The sequence below is a fragment of the Gimesia aquarii genome, from assembly GCF_007748175.1.
Taxonomy (GTDB): domain Bacteria; phylum Planctomycetota; class Planctomycetia; order Planctomycetales; family Planctomycetaceae; genus Gimesia; species Gimesia aquarii_A.
On record NZ_CP037422.1, the window covers coordinates 2,258,509 to 2,279,232 of the forward strand.

The window sequence follows — 20,724 nt, forward strand, 5'->3', positions numbered from 1 at the left end:
GATCAACTATAGACTTAGGATTAATATTTTTGTATATTAATGAACCAATGTATTAATATATAAAATATTATGTTGCCTTAAACATGTCATAAATGAATTCGCAGGATGACACAAGAGAATTCAACGTCTTTCGCTGTAATCAGCAATCGAATTGAGTTGATCGAAGCAGGTATATCATCATCCAGGATGAGAATTTTTATCTCTACTGTTCTTTTCTTATTCTTTCTTTTTCGAAGGGAAAAACATGAAACTGACTCATTCAAAGAAACGCGCTTTTACACTGATTGAGTTGCTGGTTGTGATCGCTATCATAGCCATTTTGATCGCCTTACTGTTGCCAGCAGTGCAACAAGCAAGAGAAGCTGCCAGGAGATCAACTTGCAAAAACAACCTGAAGCAAATCGGCCTGGCACATCATAATTATCATGATGTCTTTAAATGCTTCCCCCTCGGTGCACGCAGAGACCAATTAGGCGGCTGGGGACAATCCTGGTGGGTCGGCATTCTGCCATATATGGACCAGGCTCCGCTGTTCAACCAGCTCAATCATGAAGCCAATCACTCCGGCTACGTCGGAAATGGGCTGGTTGCGGATAAGGTAATCATTCCATTGATGCTCTGTCCATCCAGTCCAATGAAAGCGATTACTCATAATACGGGGGGAGGATCGACTGTCAGGCCACACTATGTAGGGATTTCGGGAGCCACAAACGGAAACGGCTTCACGAATGCATCAATCCATAATCAATACAATTATACGGGATGTTGCACCTCAGTCACCCCAGGGGGAATTAAAGCGCGTGGGGGCGTCATGCTCCAGAACCTGTGCATCAAAATCAAAGATATCTCAGATGGAACAACTAATATCATCGTTGTGAGTGAGTGTTCAAACTATTTTCGAGACGCAGCTGACAATCCAGTTCAGGTTAACAGCAACCATGGTTGGATGATGGGTACAGCTGACGCTGGCGAAACAGGTCAAAACCGTACATTCAATCTCACAACTATTCGTTATCCACCTAATACCGTAGATAACAGTTTACCGGGCACCGGAACAAACGATGGCCCCAACAATGGGATCTACTCTCCACATACGGGAGGAGTTCATGCTTTGCTGGGAGATGGTTCAGTCCGGTTTCTCAGCGAAAATATAGATATGCAAACTTTACGGCGTTTAGCAACGCGCGATGATGGACAGCCACTCGGCGAATTCTGATATCAATCCTGTAGGCGGGCAATCCTGTCCGCCTACAATTCTCTTCGAGGCACAATGTCTCATCTGTTTAAATTTCTTTTTCAGACCTCTTTGAATCACATCGAAAACAAGGGAAGAAATGCACGAATTATTCATGAGGGATCAACGAAGGCACGTTACTATAATCATAAGCGCGCTCATTTTTGCGATCTTGAGTTTTGCTGGCTGCAGCGGTGGAAGCAGGTTACCCGAGGGAGACACAGGCACTGTAAAAGGAAAAGTTACTTCCAATGGAAAGCCTGTACCCGATGGTACATCTATTGTCTTTCTCCACAAAGACAAGGGAATTACTGCATCGAGTGCTATTGCCGCTGATGGAACATATTCACTCCGTATGAGACGTGGTGATGCAATCTTAGTAGGTGACTATCAAATTGGCGTTACGCCGCCAACAACTGAAATGACTGCTGCCGAGGCAGACGCAGCAATCACAGGAGAAGCCCCCGCTGCAAAAGAGTGGCCCGAAATTCCTAAGAAATACCAAAACCCCGAAACGAGCGAAGTGACTTTCACTGTCAAAGCCGGCGAGAACACATTCGATTTGGACATGAAATAGTCACTTTTGTCCGATGTAAGTGTCATTGGTAAACTGCCCGTTGATACCCCCCCAAGAATCGTTTTGGAAGGGCTCACGGGCATAAAATCTTGCCAACCAATTTTTCATGCAAATCACAGTATTTCGCGTGACACTCTCATTCGCAAGCTACTCTTGATTGAGGATTCCGGCTTGACTCCCCCACTTTATTAAAATCGGGGCTAAGTAAATATCATGGATTAATTCGTCCCGAATCTTAAATCCTTCCTATGCATTCAAAAAGCCGAACATCAAATGAAAATCCGTTTGTTCCAGGCTGCAAAAGAATTACTCGATATAAGTCTGCCAGAAGTTTCGAGTGCACTCCCTCTAGATATCGCACACTCAAAGACTTGGGAAGAGCTTACGAGATTGCGGGCAAGGTAATATCGAAATCACTTTTCGTTCAATTCGGCTGCTTTGTCCGCCCCTTAAGTAACCCTCTGTAAACACTCATGTATTCAGAGTAGAGAACTTCGTCGAGCAACTTATTCCTTGATACCGTGATCACAAACTCAAAAGCAAGATTTAATTAACAAAGTATACATAGTCTCAAAGCAAGCAGTTTACTAATGGAACCAATTGACAGAATAGAGCTTCAGTTGTAGACTCGAAATTAATACCTATGTATATTAATGAACCAATGTATTAATAGTTTTTTCTCTAACTACTTCATACTCGAATTCTAAAGGCACCACAAGTGAACTCAAAGCCCTTTGTTTTAAGCTTTTAGCTCCAAATTCTGCCTGTATGTAAATCAAGCAATTTTACATTTCAAAAATAAGATTTTTGTCACTTCTATTCTTTATTCTATTTTTTGAAGGAGAAACAACGTGCGAATGAATCATTCACCGAGGCGCGCTTTTACGCTGATTGAGTTGCTGGTCGTCATAGCCATAATTGCGATCCTCATAGCACTGCTACTCCCGGCCGTACAACAAGCGCGTGAGGCAGCCAGAAGAAGTACATGTAAAAATAACATGAAGCAGATTGGTTTGGGGCTTCATAACTATCATGAAACACACAGTGTGTTTCCCATGAGCTACAAGCACACTCTCGATGGTGGCTATAACAATACGCAACGAGGAATGAGCTGGATAGCGTACCTTTTACCCTTTGTCGATCAGGCGAATGTATACAACAGAATTAATCATGGACTACCTCTCTCTGACCCTAATAACACCGAAGTTTCCAGAACGGTTTTAAAAGTGTTTTTGTGTCCTACCGATACCGGTGTGGAAAGTGGAATTTTACCAGGGCGTTCCAATGTAGGAGATGAAAGGGCTGTTACCAGCTATAAAGCTGTGTCAGGAAACAACTGGGCCTGGGGTGGGTTTGTGCATTCTGACCCTACTGGGCGCAATGCTGGAAATACCAATGGACTAGACTGGGGTAACGGTTTTATGTGCCGGAATGGTAGTTCCAAAGTCAACATCACTCGAGTACGTGATGTCACCGATGGAATGAGTGGCACTTTTTTCGTAGGAGAAGCCCTTCCGAGAGAATGCTCTCACAACTGGTGGTGGTGGTTCAACGGCTCCACGGCAAACTGTGCTGTCCCTTTGAATCACTATATTAATAATACTTTTACAGCGGGAGACTGGGGACGAAATTATTCATTCGCCAGTCGCCATGAAGGGGGAGCACACTTTTTGATGGGAGATGGAGCTGTCCGTTTTATAAGTGAAAACATTGATACCGGGACTTATCGCGCACTGGCTTCTATTCAAAGTGGTGAAACAATTGGAGATTTTTAGCTTTCCATATTCCTAAGGTTTGATATCAATTCCGATTCAATGCAATCGAATGCAACCTGTTTAGATCAATTTAACAGGTTGCATTTTTTAAAGGGGCTGAAATGCGAAATCATGTCTTATTTCTTTTCTCTGCGATCATTTTATTAGGTACCAGTTGTAATGGAGCACCAGATGATACTCCCAAAACAGTCGAAGTCACCGGAATTATCACTATGAAAGATAAGCCTATATCGGGAGCTTCTGTCGTGTTTATGCCTGAATCAGGTCCTTCTGCCATTGGCATAACAGATGCATCAGGAGCATATGCACTCAAAACGGGAAAAGTAATCGGAGCAACTCCTGGTCAACATGTGGTCACAATTACTTCTGGTGGAGAAACTCCCATGCCTGGAACAGAAGAAGCGAAAAGCGATAAAACGAAACCCGAGATTCCTGTCGATTATGGAGACCCAAAGAAGTCTGGACTCACCGCCAATGTAAAAGCCAGTGGAAATAATAAGTTCGATTTCAAATTGAATTAAAGCCACACTTGAGCTTTTGTGATGCGAGTTATTGCTGATTGAAATTAGATTTCAATCAGTACTCTCAATCCGTCTAGATACATCGATTATTGGTATGGCGCTGCAACTCTTCTCGACCGCTTGGATCTGCTTTCAAGTTACTGGTTTTAAAGCCCCACCTTAATCTTCAAATCTTAACGCAGGCTTCATGTCTGGGCTATTTACAAAGCCCGACCAATTTAGGCTATAATAATATTCTACTTTCTTCTATCCCTCCCGTTTTTACTTCTCACTATATTTACAGAGGATTAAATGAAGCTCGCTGTTTCTTCCAGCCTGTCAGGGCTGATCTTATTGGCACTTGTCACATCGATCGCAGCAGAAGACCCGGACAAGGATCATATCAGGCAAATCCAGACGTCTGCGATTCAAAAGAAGAAAAGTCCCGTCGCGCATTGGGGCTTTGAACCTGAAAACTACACACAATGGTCCAACCATTCATTACGTCTGATTCCGGTTTATACTTTTGGCACAAAAGGAAATATCAAAGGACTCAATCTAAGTTCCTATACCGGGCAGAATAGCCCTTATCGTAACGAAAAATCGTTAGCACAAATCTATGGTTTCCTGCCAACAAATACCGTGAATCCAGAAGCAGATTATCTGGATCAGACAAATCTCTATGAAATGCAATTAGCGGCTCTCAAAGCTGGCAAGAAGAATATCATTCTCTTCATCTTTGATGGGATGGACTGGCAGACCACAAAAGCGGCTGCCCTCTATTATTCAGGTGAAGACAACTATCATTGTGGGCGTGGTACCGGTTTTCACTTTCAGGACTATCCTGCAGCAGGTACATCTCAATTTGGTTATATGGTCACAGCCCCCCATAATGCCAATACGGATGTGGATGTGGATCAGCAAACAGTTTTGAATCCGGGAGGAAAAATCAGGGGTGGTTACAATGCAGCCAAAGGAGGCCCTACTCCCTGGACACCCGGTAATGACAAAAAGTATCTGATTGGAAATTTGAAAAACAATTACGGCGAACACGCTTATCCAGACTCTGCTAATACTGCCATGTCGATGACAACCGGCCTGAAATCATATAACAACGCCATAAACGTCGATCCCACTGGTGCTCGCGTTCCGACAATTGCCCACATGACTCAACAAAAAGGATATTCGGTCGGCATCGTCACGAGTGTACCCATCACTCATGCGACTCCAGCAGCCGCCTATGCCCATAATGTCAGTCGCAATGACTATCAGGATCTGGCCAGAGACTTAGTCGGTCTGCCTTCTATTTCGCACCCTGATCATCCTCTGCCTGGAATGGATGTCGTTCTGGGAGGTGGTTTTGGCACCATTGCAAAAACTTCTGATGAGAAAGCGCAAGGAAAGAATTTTGAACCTGGTTGGAAATACATTACCGAAGAAACATTGAAAAAATCCGATATCGAAAATGGGGGACAGTATACAGTCGCCGTACGTACTTCTGATAAAAAAGGAAGTTGTGGACTGAAAGAGGCGACAAAACACGCCATCCAAAATAAGACACGTCTGTTGGGCGTGTACGGGGTAGGTCAATACTCGGCTCACTTACCCTACCAGACAGCAAATGGAAATTTTCAACCTGCTCCAGGAAAGCAGGAAGCCGAAGTTTACTCTGAATCTGATCTGAAAGAGAATCCCAATTTGGCAGAGATGACTGAATCAGCACTCCAGGTTTTGAGTCAAAATAAAAAAGGGTTTTGGTTAATGGTCGAAGCTGGTGACGTCGACTGGGCAAATCACGATAATAATCTTGATAACGCAATCGGAGCCGTCAAGAGTGGTGATGCGGCATTCAAAGTGATCACTGAATGGGTAGAAAAAAATAGTAACTGGGACGAATCTGTTATTATTCTCACTGCAGATCACGGCCACTATTTACATATCGACCAACCTCAGGCATTAATCCCACCAAAAGAAAAAACGAAGTAATCCTGTTAGAATCAGTTCGCCTGTAGCTTCACTTGCGTTGAAGTCAAGAAGCCCGCCTTGAGTAACAATTGAATCAGTGTTTTGGCAACAGGCCCAGCAACTTTACTTCCTGAACCACCATGCTCAATTACAACCGCAAATGCGTACTTCGGTCGCTCTACTGGTACAAAACCAGCAAACCAGGCGTGATCATTTTTTCCACCTCCGGTCTCTGCGGTCCCCGTTTTGCCAGCAATAGTAATCTCTTTCATCCGCACGGTTTTATAACCAGTTCCTTGAGGATGCGCAACAACATTGATCAGGCCTTCACGCACACGCTGTAACGTTCCGGGATGAATGCCACTCACATAACGTCTTGGATACGAGATCATCTTGCGTCTTGTAGTAGAAGATTCAGCGGAAGGAACGATACTTTGTGCTAAATGCGGCACGATCAGTTCACCATTATTGGCGACAACGGCCATTAGGCGTGCAATCTGTAAAGGGGTGACCGTCAAACGGGATTGACCGATGGCAATTCCTAACGTATCTCCAGGATACCAGGGAGATTTCTTTTTCTTATTTGATGGTTTGGGATCCGGTAAATGCCCACCGCGTTCACCGGGAATATCAATCCCCGTAGGTTTGCCAAATCCCAGTTGGTCTGCCCAATGATAAATAGTTTGTGGTCCTATTTTTCGTGCTGCTTGAAAGAAGTAAACATTGCAGGACTGAGTTAGAGCTTGAGTCAAATTAATGTCGTGGTGCCCCACTCCAAAATGACGATAGATATAATCTCGATGTCGATCAGGTCGATCCAAATATCCTCGGCAACTGAAAAATTCATCGGGGTCAACTTTACCACTCTCCAGTAACGCAATCGAGGTTAACGTTTTAAATGTCGATCCGGGAGGGAGCATCATCTGAGTCGCCCGCGGAAAAAGTGGGCGTTTTGGATCATTAAGTACCGCCTGCCACTCGTCTGGGGAAGGATTTAATAACAAATTCAGATCGTAGCGCGGTGCGGAAGCCATAGCAATAATCGCCCCCGTTCGGACATCTAATACCACAACACAACCACCGGCAGAGACATGATGTGGGCTTCCTGTTTGATCCACATTCTGTTGTAATCTCTGCAAGGTTTGATCAAGCAGATGCTGTACCTGTTCCTGTATTTGAGTACTTAACGTAAGGACAACATCATCACCCGATTTTGGCTCGCGAATAATTTCAGTACGAACAATTTCACCCTGACGATCTTTAACAACGCGTTTTAAACCACGTAATCCGCGCAAATAACGATCATAAGACCGTTCGATTCCTGTTTTACCAATACGATCTCCTTCGCGATAATCAAGCGGATCGCCTTCAGGGAATCGCTGTTTACGTGCTACCAATATCTTATCATCAATGCGATGGCGAATTCCAATCTCATGAGGGGCAATGGTCTTTTTTGGGTACTCTCTCAGTGTGGCGATTTCAATATTGATACCAGGAAACCGCTCTGGATGGGCCGAGATGGCTAACGCAATTTCTCGTGGAATGTCTGATTTGAGCGTGTGATAGTCAAGCTCTTCACGTACTACAATCCGTTCTTTTTGAGGACGTCGTGGAGGTTTGGTTAACGTTTCTTTCAAGAGCTCCCAGACCGCTGATAAGTGATTTTGACTGCGTGGCTCTTTTGAATCAGAAAACGATTCTTCTATTTGAATTTCAGACGGCACTTTCGCAGCTCTCTGGTTCACATTCTCAATAATCGTCTCGACCCGTTGTTGCGTTTTTCGACATAGCACTTTCAATTCATCAGGATTCATTCGCACAACGACTGCTAAATCTTCCCAGAGTCGCCGACGACGGGCTAAAATCTGCTGTTTCGCCGCCTCTACTTTTTCCTGATTTCGACGATCTATTGGTTCCAGCAACTTTAACGCCTGCTTCTTTAACCAACGTGAATTCGGTGGTTCTTCAAGCCAACGATAATGTGCCTGTAAGTCAAAGCGTTCCACATCAATCGCCAGTATTTGACCATCGACAGAGATAATACGTCCATCCCGACTGGGAATCGGTTCAATTGATTCTGTTGTCCGACCAAACTGAGAATAAAAGTACTCTGCATTCATATATTGAATAAAGAGTAAGCGTCCACTGACTGCCAGCAAAGGGATCATCAACATTAATCCCAACAAGAAAACACGCACACCGGGCATACGATCTACCTGAAACGAATGCCCCATAGCATCAGTTTCTGAATTCAGGTGATCAATACCAGGCTGGTTTAGCATGACGACAGTACTTCGTTTATGTTATGAGTGGTAAATGACCATCCTGAAGTTGATTCAATGTGTAAATCGGGAATTATAAACCGTTTTGTTTCCCAAATTCTGCTGCAGGCCAACAGGGATGAGTCTCCAAATCGTGTTAAACGCCATCAGCAAACCAGCGCCCACCACAGCCGTATACAAGGCATTGCCGGCTGATTGTTGAGCCAATGTACTCAAGTCAGATAACACTTTAGCATCCCATTGATTCAGGACTTGAAAGAAACCATCGAAGAGGAAAGCTGTTACCGCTATCAAGATAAAGCGGCTCAACAGCGAACGAATTTCAAAATGAGTTTGAATGCGATACGCGATCCAGCTCAAGCAGGTCAAAAGTAGAATCCCCATGCCAGGAATTGAAGAATCGAAGGTTTCACAGATGAGTCCTATAATGATGGCCCAAAGGAAAATTTTTGTATCACGATGCCAAAACAATCCGAAACATAATATAAGCAGAATAAGGTTAGGTCGGCTATCTGCCACAATTGCATCAGGCACAAAACTAATCTGGACGATCAAAAAGAGATAGCAAAGCAATAATAAACAGAAAAATTTCACAACACTCTTCCTCACTCAATTTGTCAGCATTCGCCGAGGATTAATAATCTGTCTCAGTACATTAACTTGCTTGATCTCAGAAAGTTCGACAACAGGCTTTACGATGATCTTCCAATAAGGGGCGCCTCTGGGAAGTTCAGCTTCAATCACGCGACCGTAATACATGGGCTGTCTTAAAGTCGATTGCATGCTCAGTGGGAGTTCACGGTCAACTTCCCCCGTGTAAACTTCTTGTCCCACCTGAATTGATTCCGTGGGAGGTATCTGTAACAACTGACACTTCCCTTCACCGATTCCCACTAAAATCCCATCTGTTCCCAACTGTAAACCGTCCTTTGTCTTTCGAGCGATTCGCGCCGACCCTCGATATTTAACTGAAGCAATGGGAATAAAGCTGCTAGTCCAGTGCCCTACCTCACTAATTTTTCCGATCACAGCCTGCCCGGCATATAGTGAATAGCCCATTTTGATTCCCTGCTTCTCTCCCAGATCAATCAACGGTAAATCAGACTGCAACACAAAAGACGATTCAGTGACCCCCTGCTCCCGTCCCTGATTGAGTAATCGACCTTCTTTCAATAATGCGATAGCTGACTCACCAAGTAATTGTGCTTCAACTAGATCAGGTATGAGTAGATCTTCTTCAGACTGTGCCTGATAAGAGGAAACGCCCGTTTGTTTTAATGTTTGCAGCTGGTCAGATAACTGCAGCGCATGTAATTCGAGACGTCTGATTTCGAAAGCTTTTTCAGATAATTCTGCTTCAAGTTTTTTTACGAGCGACTGCTGTTGAAGTTTCTGATCTGATTGATGCTGCCATCCTTTGAACTGTTGGACCAGCACTAATCCTGGTTTGGCGGCATCGCGAATTAAATTGAATACACGATCTGAATAGTCAGTCGGAATTACATAAAGACACACGCTTGTCAAAATCGCAAACAAAACGAGTTTAATCTCCGATGAACGCGTCTCACGTTTCATTGCACTTAAGCCCGTCCCTTAAAAATCGCCTTCACCATTGTCGAAAGCATGCCTCCATTGCCCCAGATGCTCCAGACAAATTGCAGTTCCCCGTGCCACCGTACGAAGCGGATCTTCATCTATGCGTACCGGAATTCCCAGTTGTTCGCTCATATAATATTCGAGCCCTCGCAACAATGCGCCACCTCCCGTTAAAACCATCCCATTGTCTGCGAGATCCGCTACAAGCTCTGGCTTGCACTGTTCGATCGTTTGCTTGCAACAGTTTAAAATTGCTTCGAGAGGTCCATGCAATGCATCGCGGAGTTCTTCGCTAGTCACTATGGCTTTGCGGGGAATACTACTAATCGTATCCAGGCCTTTGACTTCTCCTGTCAATTCCTGTTCCAAAGGATATGCACTGCCTAATTCCATTTTGAGATCTTCTGCCGTCTGAACTCCAATACGCAGTGAAAAGTGCTGCTTCATATATTCCACAATTGCTTCATCGCATCTATCACCGCCAATACGTACAGAATTACTGACTACCGTATCCCCCAAACTCATAATAGCGACTTCACTGGTCCCTCCCCCAATGTCGCAAACCATACTCGCCATCGGTTCTGAAATCGGTAACCCCGCACCAATCCCAGCCGCCTTTGATTCTTCGATCAGATACACACGGCCTGCTCCAGCGCGCTCTGCACTGTTAAATACAGCTCGTTTCTCGACTGGTGTGATGCTCCCGGGTACAGCAATCACAACCCGTGGTCGCAGTCCGCGCGAATGGTGACGGGCCTTGTGGATGAAATAGCGCAACATCGACTCACAGAGTTCAAAGTCTGTGATCACTCCTTCTTTGAGAGGACGGACTGCAATAATACTATCTGGCGTGCGGCCCAGCATTTGTTTGGCCAATTTGCCAACCGCTGTTCCTTTTCCCAGAATTTTACGGCTTCCCTTATGCAGCGCGACAACCGAAGGTTCATCAAGCGCAATCCCCTCACCCTGGATAGCCACAATGGTATTTGCGGTTCCCAGATCTATCGCCAGATCAGGACAGAGCCATTGACGTAAACGGTGCAGCATCCTTGCACTACCGCTTCTTCAAAAAAAGAATAAAACGATCGGAAAATAGCAAACAATTGGCACTCTCTCTCGTCAGTAAAAGAGAAGCCTACTATTCATAGAACATCCTGTTAAGATTGGGAAAATGTATTCGAGATGGTGATTTTCTGCAAGATGCAGTTAGGATCGAGTAAAAAAACAATAAAACAGGAAGACCGAGCAACTTAGGATGCAAGTTATTGGTTTGGCTCCAGAGATCGCCTTGATATAATCAGTCATATTTCAGGAATAGAGAGTGAACAAATTTCCCATGTTTAATTCGGATGACGAAGAAGAATTAGAAGAAACCTTTGTGCAAGAACAACAATTCTTCATCCTGGGAGGTTCTCTCTTTTCCATTGGATTTATCCTGATTGCATTCGCATTAGGCTGGTTGCTAGGCGTGAGTCCCATTCAGTATCTTAACTGGAGTTGGCCTGATCTAGTAATTGGCATTCTGGGAGCCTTGCCTCTGTTTCTGTTTTTTCTGTTTGCTTGTCGCGTTCAGATTAAAGCGTTTCAACAAATCAAGCAATTTCTGCTTGACGAGTTGGGTCCACGCATAGAAAAGGGCTCGATTTTAGAGTTGTTCATTCTCTCAATCTTCATCGGCCTGGGAGAAGAGATGTTGTTTCGCGGAGTCTTACAAGCATGGGCGACTCAATATGGAGTTGTAGTCGCGATCATTTTTACGAATGTGCTATTTGGTATCGTGCATTCGGTCACGCGGCTGTATGTCATTATCGCAACTTTGATGGGCGTTTATTTAAGTCTGCTGCTCGTCACTTTTTCTCCACAGAATCTACTGATCCCAATTGTGACACACACGATTTATGATTTCCTGTGTTTCTTATACATCATCCGTATTTACCGTCAGCAAGTCACGACCGATCAGTCGGAAGCCTAGTTCATTTTAGAGTGAGCTACTTTTTTTCCTTAATCAGTTGCCTCAATTTGTCGCGATCTGCTTTTACTCTCAGACGGAATTTACCCACAACGTTGCCTTTTCGATCAATGACAATTGAACTTGGAAAACCATCGATACCATAGTCGACGCACATCTTTGAATTTGCAACCGGCTCTCCGCCAGCAAGATAAGGTAACTTTCGATATTGTGTGAGTGCTACTGGAAAATCAATCGTTTTCCCTTTCCACATGTTCTTTTGCACTTGATTTAATTTCTTATCCAATTCTTTCACCGAAGTCACTTCATCCTTCTCGCTATATGGTGTGTGGATGCCAACGATCACCAGGTCCTCAGTTGAAAACTCATCTTGGAGCTGGAAGATTGAAGGAATACCAGTAAGAACACAAGGGCTACACCACCAGCCCCAGAACTCTAAAATGACGACTTTCCCACGAAACTGGGAAATTTTGACAGGGGGCCCATTTTTCCATTCACGAACATCGGTAATTTTCGGTGCAGGCTTGCCTTCAAGTAGAATCCATTTCTTGGCATCGGCGTTGGTTACCCCTGCATTAAATTCTTTTTGCCCCTCTTTGATGACGATCTTCTTTTCTACCGGACTAATATACTCTCCTGAACTAACCAATGTGAACTCGCCCGGTGGTAGAAAAAAATGAAGTTTTGAGCCCATATCGTTACACCATTGGCAGGATATATTCTGAGAACCGCTGAGTCCCCGAATTAGACCGATTTTTTTTCCTATCTGATTAAGCTGCTTACTCTTGATCTGCCAAGTGACATGGCATTCGGGATACATCGTTAGCAAAAGTGGATCCTCTTTTTCTTTTAAGAGATCCGTGCGTTTCACAGCAACAAGGCGTCTTCCAGCATGACGCGCAAATACCAAGCCACGATATTTGTCAGGATCACGAAAATGAATGAGGCCATTGGAATCTGACTTGAGTCCGAAATGCCCGAAACTCCAGTTAGCACCATTCTCTTCATCATATCCATTGATAAGAGCAATCATTCCTGTTTGTGCACCCACGACAGGCTTGCCTTGCAAATCAATTAGACATACTGTCAGAAATGGCTTTTTTTCTGACGGTGTCTTCTTGTTTGCATCGTCCGCTTGAACGACATTCAACGAAAGCAACAAAGACGCAAACAATATCACTTGTAATACTAACCGCATACAATTCTCCACTAATCATCAAGTTGCTAACAGAAATCACACTTTAGAAAGGGACAATCGCAAACTTTTGTTTATTAAACAAAAGTTTTTGCAAATAAATCATTGAAAAATTAGCTCATAAAAAAACAGGGCAATCCTAAATGGATTGCCCTGTTTATTAAGTCGAATATCTTGAAATTTTATTTCTTCTTCTGATTTGGAATTTTGGGATCTCTCTTGAGTGGCAGGGAAACCTGCTTACCAGTCCATGAAGATTGATAGATGGCCAGAATGATTTCCACACTCTTACGACCATCGTTACCATCAACCAATGGTTTTTTTCCGGTCTTGATCGATTTGATAAAGTCCTTCAACTGTTCCATATGGCCCGCATAGGAAATAGCAGAAGGGTCACTTGCGCCGCCTGTATTTCCACTTTTCTTAGCGAGTTCCGTACGAATTTTTTGATCACGGGCATTCTTTTTCGCAAATTCCCAATGCAGGACATCATCCTGTTCAATAATCACAGTCCCCTCTGTACCGGAGATTTCTGTTTTCTTGAGCAGACCTGGATAAACGCTGGTCGTCGCTTCGATGACCCCCAGTGCCCCGTTTTTGAACCGGATTGTGGCGACTCCTGTATCTTCCACTTCGATCCGTTTATGGGCCAATGTTCCGGTCATTCCATTCACGTCAGCAACTTCCCCCATGAACCAATACAAGAGGTCAACATTATGGATCGCCTGATTCATATAGGCACCGCCCCCATCCAATTGCCAGGTCCCACGCCATCCGCCGCTGTCATAGTATTCCTGAGTGCGCCACCATTTCACATAAGTATCGCCTAATGTTAGTTTTCCAAAGCGTCCCTTCTCAATCGCTTTTTTTAGTTCCTGATTAGCGGCTCCGAAGCGAGATGGCATAATGGTTGCAAGCTGAACTTTATTCTTCTTACAGGCATTGATGATCGCATCACATCGTTTGAGGGTAATTTCCAAGGGCTTTTCGACCACAACATGCTTGCCCGCCTTCGCGGCGGCTACTGCCGGATCCATATGCGCACCACTGGGAGTGCAAATCGTGACAACATCCACTTTCGGATCTGCCAGCATTTCGTCCAAATCATGATAGGCCGTGCAACCATTCGCTTCCGCAAACTTATCAGCCGATCCCGCAAACCGATCAAAGCAGGCGACTAGTTTAACTCCCCGAATTTCTGCGAGAGCCATTGCATGAAAGTTCGAAATCATGCCACAGCCGACAATTCCAAAACCTGTTGCCATAACTGTTATTTCCTGTAGTTCATTCAAAAGGTGGAGTTTTCGCCAGAAGAAACTCTGAAGCTGGCGGACAGTACTGCCGTTTCAAGCGGCTAAGACCACGTTTTACGAAGTATTAACGATGATTGCAATGAGCGCGGAATTTTTTCTTTTGATTGTTAAAAAACCAAGCCCGTTCCACATCAATTGTTTTTTACTCGACTAATTCAATCTGACAGAATCGCTTCTTGCCCACCCAGAGCAACAAACCCGATTCCACACGAATCGCCTGATCATGGGTTTCGATTTTCGACTTCTCTTCCCCCATTTTGGCCCCACCCTGTTGAATCGACCGCCGGGCATCACTGGTAGAGGCACATAATCCAACCTGCTTCAGTAAATTCGCTGCAGGTAAAGTGGCATCTTCATTGAGTTCCGATTTTGATACTTTCACAACAGGAATTTCAGATGGTAAACCTCCTGATCCGATTTCACGTTGCCAGCGTTCGGCTGCTTCGTCAGCTGCAGAAGCACTGTGGTATTCGGTGATAATCGTTTTCGCCAAGCGTACTTTGGCTTCTTTGGGATGACCTTGCAAGATCGAGGTCACTTCATCCAAAGGAAAATCGGTCAGCAATTCAAAAAACATCTGCATACTGTCATCAGAAAGTTGCATGAACTTTTTCATCATGTCGTAGGGAGATTCACTAATCCCAATATAGTTCCCCAGACTTTTTCCCATTCGACGAACGCCATCCGTACCCACTAGAATCGGCGACATCACACTGACCTGCTGATGCAATCCCTGATCTTTTTGCAAATCACGTGCTAACATAAAGGAGTAAAGCTGTTCGGTTCCGCCTAATTCAATGTCTGCTTTGATCTCAACGGAATCCCAGGCCTGCATAATAGGATAAAGACACTCATGCAGATAAATCGCTGCTTCTTCACGATACCGCTTCGAAAAATCATCTCGGGTCAGTAACTGGGCCACTGTGACTTTACTACAGAGTTCCAAAATTTCCGCAAAGCTCATTTTACTGAACCAGTCGCCATTCCGAACGACTTCTGCATGTTCCAGATCAATTACTTTGCCCACCTGATTCAGGTAATCAATCGCATTCGCTTCTACCTGTTCGGTTGTCAGACGTGCCCGTGTTTCGTCCCTGCCGCTGGGGTCTCCTACCAGAGCAGTATAATTACCGATAATTATGACGGCTTGATGTCCCAATTCCTGAAATTGTCGCATCTTCCGCATCGGAACAGTGTGCCCCAGATGTAGGTCAATGCCTGTGGGATCAATCCCATATTTGACGCGTAACGGAGTACCTGTTTCTCGACTCCATTTCAGTTTTTCCGCCAGTTCCTGCTCAGGGACAATCTTTTCGACACCGCGACGGATTACAGCCAATTGCTCTTCAACAGGCAAAAATTGCATGAAACGTACCAAACTCTCATCTCAAAGAAGTAAATCTGACAAATAAGGTCTCGCCCATTTTGTCGACTCACACTACTAGCGTCAATCGAACTCGCTGATTGACAGCCTGTTATTTGATACGATTTAACCAATTGATGTCTGCTGAGATAATATTTGGTTTCATTCGTGTTAGTGAGTCTCGAAATCTCATTAATAAACATCGATTTTAGTCTATTTGCGCTCACTCGCTCTGCGCGTGAGTTAATCAAATTATAGGAATTCATGATTGATTCGAGCTTATTTGACTTGCAAAAAACTCGAAGTTTTCACCTGTACAGAGAATTTAATCGCTTCTTGCTCTTTTGCAAAACTCGATTCAAAAATAGAATACGTGCAATCCCTCTATCTCCATATTACATAACGACCAGTATACGATCTCTCCAAAACAAAGCCTGCCCTTAATGGACACTTCCGATTTATTTGAATTCAAGCAGGATCAAGAATTTTCAAAACTCCTGCACCACGATAATTATATCGACCTCACAACTGCGGCTCTCGAAATAGCCCGTGATGACCAACCTGACTTGGTGTTTGATTCGGTTCATACTTGGATTCGACAACGGGCCAGCGAGCTTTCCAGCCGAGTTGCACTGGCTGAGGACGATCGATCTCTCATCCAAGCTGTTGTGGAATGCCTCGCCAAAGAACACGGGTTAATGGGAAATAACATCTGCTATCATCGAGCAGAAGGAAGTTACCTAAATCATGTTATTGAAAATAAACAAGGGCTCCCAATTTCTCTGTCTTTAATCTATATGGCTGTCGGCAAAGAACTGGGTATTGAGATCCAGGGAGTCGCCGCCCCAATGCAATTCATACTGCGATATGAAACACAGGCGGGACCACTCTTCATTGACCCTTATTTGAAAGGTGCCGTTTATAATGAGGAGGAATGCCTGATCCGGCTGGCAGAATTAACAGATCTTTCCAAGAAGGAACTAAGCAGACTTTTAAAACCAGCCACCCACCGAGAGATTATCATTCGTATGCTCATGAACCTCAAACGAATTCATGAAGAACAGCAGGATTATCAGAAAGCATGGAATGTACAACGCAGGCTATTTGCACTAAGCCCTCTTTCAAATGCACATAAAAAAGACCTGGCAGCTTACAGCTTTAAAATAAAACAACTAAGCCTATCAATCGAGTTACTCGAAAGCTGCCTCAAAAGCTGTCCTGAATCTGAGTGGAATTCTATCAAATTGATGCTGCAAAAAGCACACTCTGAACTCGCACAATGGAACTGACATCCGTCGTTCAAAGTTCGAAATGAGACTTATCGACTTCAACCTGTCGAATAAATTTACCACCACTCTGGAATAATTGCGCTTCCGAAAAACGGCTCCATGCCAGACGTGTGACGAGAAATTCCAACGTCGGCTTTTCTAAGTCGAGTGCAATCGCAACTTCGCGCGAATAAATCGGCTCAGAATGTGCAAATGAAATACCCTCGATAGATAGATTTCTGCCCTCAACCGTCTGCAGTTCACTTTCCAGTTGCTTTGTTTTCTCATCAACAAATGCCAGTCCAATCGGCCGCTCGAATGAAATCCGATGCCAGGCACGGCTACTGGTCAATGTCGGTTCAAGGTACCAACTGGCGACAACTGCTTCAGCAAGCTTGCATAATTCAGGAATTTGACGCAAACACGGAAACTGTTTTGTTTCGCGCAGAAAAATCCCTTTTTTGTCGAACTTAAAATCTGGAGTTTCGAGATTCAAAGCACCGTCTAAGCGAGGCCCTCTCTCGTACTCTTCCACTATTTGACCCATATTTTAGCTCTTATCAAAGTAACACAACTGACAACAGACACATTGATTAGTAATTCACGGAGTCAGATTTCAGTATTTTTGCCGGAAAGCACTTGCTCGGGAAATGCCGTCGAAGGGAGAGTTCAGGGAGAGAGATATTGGTAATCTAGTTCGAAAGGTCTTCCGCGTCAAATTTTTCTGAATTCAGAAACGAATTCAAAATCAGCCAATCCAGAAATAATCACTTTAGACTGTATAGTCGGTAAAACTGCGACAATAGAAAAGGAGGCTCATGCTCATAAAAAGCAATAGCTTATCGCCATTAAAGTACATTTTGAAAACAAAGAGAGGCTTTGCCCTCATTTAATAATTCTGAGAAAAAAATTGAGTCAAACCTACTGGAATTGCCGTTCCAGCTCTGATTTCATTTCGTTAATGACTGGTTCCCATTCTCCCAGGTGAATTTGTCGAAACAAACGGGCTGTCGGATACCAGGGGCTGTCAGTTCGGTTCAAAAACCAGCGCCATTCAGGAAGTGGTGAAATCAAGATCCAAACGGGAACTCCGAGAGATCCTGCAAGATGAGCCAAAGCTGTATCACTGGTAATCACCAAATCCAGATTCTGAATCAAGGCCGCCGCTTCCATAAAAGATCCCATCTCCGCCTGATATTCGGCTCCCGGTTGCCACAAATTTTCTGACGATTTTAAGGGCTGGATCTGTTCCAATCCATTTACCTGCTGCAGGCTAACGAGTTTCACACCCTCTACTTCACCAAGAGGCATTAAGGTCTCTAAGGCAACAGACCGAAATTCATTCTTGGGAAAATTAGTATTGCCACTCCAGTTTAAGCCAACTTTCTTTCCATCTATACCTGACAGCATATTTCGCCAGTGTTCTTTCCTTTCCAGTGCGGGCACAAAAAACGGTATCTCAGTAGGTATCGTTTCCAAACTGGTTGCCAGATAGTGAGGTACGCTCAATAAAGAACTTTGATAGTCGTATTGGGGTATCTCATCGCCTTCTATTAAAACCTGATCAATCTCTGGAATAGTTTTTAGCAATTCGGCTAATTCTGTCTGACAGAGTAACAAAACTTTAGCTGCGCCCTGTTTCCTTAGTTCTATAGCAAAGCGGATAAACAACAGTGTGTCACCAAACCCTTGTTCGCACCATAAAAAGATGGTTTTTCCATCTAAAGGTTCTCCCTGCCAACACGGACCAGAATGATTCTGCTGAGCTGCTGGATCAATGTCTGTGCGCCGCTCGTAACCTCGCCAGCCTGCGGCTAAATCTCCATTCAACATATGTGTTGTTGCAAGATTGAATTCGGCCATTGGAAATTCAGGACGCAAACTCAACGCTTTTTGGAAATTTTCACAAGCTCCATCGATATCATGTTTGAGCTTTAAGGCATTACCCAAATTGTTATAGCCTTCGGGTTGATCGGGTGCTGCTTGAATTGAACGCTGCGCTGTTTCAATCGCTGCAGTCGTATCGCCCATTTGCTCATACACATAACTCAAACTTACCAAAATCTGATAATGCTCGGGATTCGATTGCAATATTGTTTTATACAACTGAATGGCTTCTGAGAACTGGCGTTGTAAGACAAGCACGTAAGCCAGTTTCATTGCGACATTAAAATTGGCTGGAGTCTTTTCCAACAGCTCCCGATAAATACTCTCAGCCTGTTTTTGCTCTCCCGTCAACTTCAAAACATCGGCCAACTTCTCGTAGGTTTCCAAATTTTCTTTGTTCAATTCATATGATTTTCTATAACACTTTGCTGCCTCTTCCAACAACCCACGACTTTCCAGTAATGAACCCAGGTTGAAATAAGCACGCTCATAATGAGGATGAATCCGAATTGCTTGCTCAAACGATTGGCCCGCTTCATCCCATTTGCCGGCTGCATGGTATGCGACCCCGAGGTTATTATGCACATCTGGCATTTCGGGTTGTAATTGAACCACCTTAAGAAAATTTTCAATACTCCGGTCCAAATCACCTCGCTGCAGTTGTAGTGTCCCCAGATAATACAGCGCCTCCCACTGCCGGGCGTCCGATTCAAGAATACTCTGATAGATTTGCTCTGCTTGATCCAAATCCCCTGCTTGATGGAGCGATAACGCCGTTTTCAGCTGTTCCTGTGTCTCAACCATGTATCACACTCTTCCATTTTCCTAATGAGGAAGCTCAGATCAAAAGCTTTCGCCAGTTGGCTTTGAATTTGTCGCTGGCTCAAAGTAACATCCTGTTAGCAGTACTGCAATAACGGTTCGTGGATCCTTGACATAGAAAGTAAAATGGATGGCCGCTCTTGTCTCTTGCCTGACAAACTCATATGGTCGCTTTGGCCCTATCGCCGCGATGGAACATATTCGCGATGCCGGTCTCGAACACCTGGAACTCAATATCAAAAATCATGGTGTCCCTTCGTTCTTTAAAGAAACTCCGATCTTAACAAATGGCTCAGTACAGAGTGATATAGACCGAGTCAAAGACCTCCTGAAACAACATCGGGTACAGCTCTCCAGTTGTAATATTACGAGTGGAAACCCGCTTGACCCTGAAATTGTTGTGATCACAAAACAAAAGCTTGATCTCGTACACCAATTAGAAGTAAGTCTGGTTGTGGGGGGAGCAGGTGAAATCGAAGACGAATCACAAAGAAAGACCCTCTATCAACACTTGCAGGACATCGGAGACTACGCAGCTGAAAGAGGAATTACCTATTGTTTTGAAACACATCCTGGTATTTGCGTCAATGCGGCCGGAATGTTGCGTACGATGACTGATCTAAATCACCCACAGCTAAGACTCAACTTCGACACAGGCAATATTAATTATTACAACGAGCATGCTAACGTTGTGGAAGAATTACGCGAGGTCATTCCATTCGTGAAGCACGTTCATCTGAAAGACTCTTACTGTAAATATAAGGATTGGCATTTTACCACCCTTGGCGAAGCTGGTGGCGTGGACTTTCTTAAAATCCGTTTTCTCTTGGAAGATCAGAACTTCGAAGGCCCTTACAGCCTGGAAATCGAAGGAATCGAAGGTGAAGATGATCCCACACTGGAAGAACACCATAAGCGTGTAAAACAAAGTATACAATATTTGAAAGAGTGCGGATTCTTTGATTGAAAGGTTATGGC

17 protein-coding genes are annotated in these 20,724 nt (G+C 44.2%); 8 read left to right on the forward strand and 9 right to left on the reverse strand.

Features of this window, described 5'->3' with window-relative positions:
* The first annotated feature begins 244 nt into the window (after positions 1-244).
* The 5 genes from V202x_RS08945 (at position 245) to V202x_RS08965 (ending at position 6,072) form a co-directional block, all read left to right on the forward strand.
* Entirely contained in the window at positions 245-1,216 is a 972-nt protein-coding gene (locus V202x_RS08945; RefSeq protein ID WP_145173237.1) for a DUF1559 domain-containing protein, read from the forward strand.
* Between the two features lie 133 nt (positions 1,217-1,349).
* A complete protein-coding gene (locus tag V202x_RS08950) occupies positions 1,350-1,811 on the forward strand; it encodes a carboxypeptidase regulatory-like domain-containing protein (RefSeq protein WP_145173239.1) in 462 nt (153 codons plus the stop codon).
* 857 nt (positions 1,812-2,668) lie between these two features.
* On the forward strand, positions 2,669-3,586 hold the full coding sequence (locus V202x_RS08955) for a DUF1559 domain-containing protein (protein ID WP_145180483.1): 918 nt from the start codon (positions 2,669-2,671) through the stop codon (positions 3,584-3,586).
* Between the two features lie 101 nt (positions 3,587-3,687).
* A complete protein-coding gene (locus V202x_RS08960; RefSeq protein ID WP_145173242.1) occupies positions 3,688-4,107 on the forward strand; it encodes a hypothetical protein in 420 nt (139 codons plus the stop codon).
* A 291-nt stretch (positions 4,108-4,398) separates the two neighbouring features.
* Positions 4,399-6,072 carry an alkaline phosphatase gene (locus V202x_RS08965; protein WP_145173245.1) on the forward strand — a complete coding sequence of 558 codons (1,674 nt, stop codon included), beginning with the start codon at positions 4,399-4,401 and terminating at the stop codon, positions 6,070-6,072.
* An 11-nt stretch (positions 6,073-6,083) separates the two neighbouring features.
* Here V202x_RS08965 and V202x_RS08970 read toward each other — a convergent pair whose 3' ends face one another.
* From V202x_RS08970 to V202x_RS08985, 4 genes are read right to left on the reverse strand one after another with little or no spacing between them, the layout of a single operon-like run.
* On the reverse strand, positions 6,084-8,333 hold the full coding sequence (locus V202x_RS08970) for a peptidoglycan D,D-transpeptidase FtsI family protein (protein ID WP_145173248.1): 2,250 nt from the start codon (positions 8,331-8,333) through the stop codon (positions 6,084-6,086).
* Positions 8,334-8,387: 54 nt separating this feature from the next.
* On the reverse strand, positions 8,388-8,927 hold the full coding sequence (locus V202x_RS08975; protein ID WP_197993304.1) for a rod shape-determining protein MreD: 540 nt from the start codon (positions 8,925-8,927) through the stop codon (positions 8,388-8,390).
* Positions 8,928-8,942: 15 nt separating this feature from the next.
* The gene (locus V202x_RS08980) at positions 8,943-9,908 is read right to left on the reverse strand and encodes a rod shape-determining protein MreC (RefSeq protein ID WP_145173254.1); all 966 of its coding nucleotides are present in this window, start codon (positions 9,906-9,908) and stop codon (positions 8,943-8,945) included.
* Positions 9,909-9,926: 18 nt separating this feature from the next.
* Complete coding sequence (locus tag V202x_RS08985) at positions 9,927-10,976, reverse strand: rod shape-determining protein (protein ID WP_144989430.1); 1,050 nt, start codon at positions 10,974-10,976, stop codon at positions 9,927-9,929.
* Positions 10,977-11,250: 274 nt separating this feature from the next.
* Here V202x_RS08985 and V202x_RS08990 point away from each other — a divergent pair, with 274 nt between their 5' ends.
* Positions 11,251-11,901, forward strand: a complete 651-nt coding sequence (locus V202x_RS08990) for a CPBP family intramembrane glutamic endopeptidase (protein ID WP_145173257.1) — start codon at positions 11,251-11,253, stop codon at positions 11,899-11,901.
* Positions 11,902-11,917: 16 nt separating this feature from the next.
* On the opposite strand, the gene V202x_RS08995 is transcribed toward V202x_RS08990, so the two are convergent.
* From V202x_RS08995 to tyrS, 3 genes are all read right to left on the reverse strand, one after another.
* The gene (locus V202x_RS08995; protein ID WP_145173260.1) at positions 11,918-13,096 is read right to left on the reverse strand and encodes a TlpA family protein disulfide reductase; all 1,179 of its coding nucleotides are present in this window, start codon (positions 13,094-13,096) and stop codon (positions 11,918-11,920) included.
* A 179-nt stretch (positions 13,097-13,275) separates the two neighbouring features.
* A complete protein-coding gene (locus tag V202x_RS09000; RefSeq protein ID WP_145173263.1) occupies positions 13,276-14,358 on the reverse strand; it encodes a Gfo/Idh/MocA family protein in 1,083 nt (360 codons plus the stop codon).
* Positions 14,359-14,548: 190 nt separating this feature from the next.
* Positions 14,549-15,772 (reverse strand): tyrosine--tRNA ligase, encoded by a 1,224-nt coding sequence (tyrS, locus tag V202x_RS09005; protein WP_145173267.1) that lies wholly within the window; start codon positions 15,770-15,772, stop codon positions 14,549-14,551.
* Between the two features lie 440 nt (positions 15,773-16,212).
* Between tyrS and V202x_RS09010 the strand changes: the two genes are divergently transcribed.
* Positions 16,213-17,058, forward strand: a complete 846-nt coding sequence (locus V202x_RS09010) for a SirB1 family protein (RefSeq protein ID WP_145173270.1) — start codon at positions 16,213-16,215, stop codon at positions 17,056-17,058.
* 10 nt (positions 17,059-17,068) lie between these two features.
* Here V202x_RS09010 and V202x_RS09015 read toward each other — a convergent pair whose 3' ends face one another.
* Positions 17,069-17,584, reverse strand: a complete 516-nt coding sequence (locus tag V202x_RS09015; protein WP_145173273.1) for a hypothetical protein — start codon at positions 17,582-17,584, stop codon at positions 17,069-17,071.
* Between the two features lie 374 nt (positions 17,585-17,958).
* Positions 17,959-19,728 (reverse strand): tetratricopeptide repeat protein, encoded by a 1,770-nt coding sequence (locus tag V202x_RS09020; RefSeq protein ID WP_145173276.1) that lies wholly within the window; start codon positions 19,726-19,728, stop codon positions 17,959-17,961.
* Positions 19,729-19,876: 148 nt separating this feature from the next.
* On the opposite strand from V202x_RS09020, the gene V202x_RS09025 reads away from it, so the two are divergent.
* Positions 19,877-20,713 carry a sugar phosphate isomerase/epimerase family protein gene (locus V202x_RS09025; protein ID WP_145173279.1) on the forward strand — a complete coding sequence of 279 codons (837 nt, stop codon included), beginning with the start codon at positions 19,877-19,879 and terminating at the stop codon, positions 20,711-20,713.
* Positions 20,714-20,724: the final 11 nt, after the last annotated feature.

Bases quoted from the DNA above. Each gene is read 5' to 3' on its own strand.
- V202x_RS08950 (WP_145173239.1), top strand. From the start codon at position 1,350: ATGAGGGATCAACGAAGGCACGTTACTATAATCATAAGCGCGCTCATT.
- V202x_RS09025 (WP_145173279.1), top strand. From the start codon at position 19,877: ATGGCCGCTCTTGTCTCTTGCCTGACAAACTCATATGGTCGCTTTGGC.
- V202x_RS08985 (WP_144989430.1), bottom strand. From the start codon at position 10,976: ATGCTGCACCGTTTACGTCAATGGCTCTGTCCTGATCTGGCGATAGAT.
- V202x_RS08965 (WP_145173245.1), top strand. From the start codon at position 4,399: ATGAAGCTCGCTGTTTCTTCCAGCCTGTCAGGGCTGATCTTATTGGCA.
- V202x_RS08980 (WP_145173254.1), bottom strand. From the start codon at position 9,908: ATGAAACGTGAGACGCGTTCATCGGAGATTAAACTCGTTTTGTTTGCG.
- V202x_RS08995 (WP_145173260.1), bottom strand. From the start codon at position 13,096: ATGCGGTTAGTATTACAAGTGATATTGTTTGCGTCTTTGTTGCTTTCG.
- V202x_RS08945 (WP_145173237.1), top strand. From the start codon at position 245: ATGAAACTGACTCATTCAAAGAAACGCGCTTTTACACTGATTGAGTTG.
- V202x_RS08970 (WP_145173248.1), bottom strand. From the start codon at position 8,333: ATGCTAAACCAGCCTGGTATTGATCACCTGAATTCAGAAACTGATGCT.
- V202x_RS08960 (WP_145173242.1), top strand. From the start codon at position 3,688: ATGCGAAATCATGTCTTATTTCTTTTCTCTGCGATCATTTTATTAGGT.
- V202x_RS08955 (WP_145180483.1), top strand. From the start codon at position 2,669: ATGAATCATTCACCGAGGCGCGCTTTTACGCTGATTGAGTTGCTGGTC.
- tyrS (WP_145173267.1), bottom strand. From the start codon at position 15,772: ATGCAATTTTTGCCTGTTGAAGAGCAATTGGCTGTAATCCGTCGCGGT.
- V202x_RS09020 (WP_145173276.1), bottom strand. From the start codon at position 19,728: ATGGTTGAGACACAGGAACAGCTGAAAACGGCGTTATCGCTCCATCAA.
- V202x_RS09010 (WP_145173270.1), top strand. From the start codon at position 16,213: ATGGACACTTCCGATTTATTTGAATTCAAGCAGGATCAAGAATTTTCA.
- V202x_RS09015 (WP_145173273.1), bottom strand. From the start codon at position 17,584: ATGGGTCAAATAGTGGAAGAGTACGAGAGAGGGCCTCGCTTAGACGGT.
- V202x_RS09000 (WP_145173263.1), bottom strand. From the start codon at position 14,358: ATGGCAACAGGTTTTGGAATTGTCGGCTGTGGCATGATTTCGAACTTT.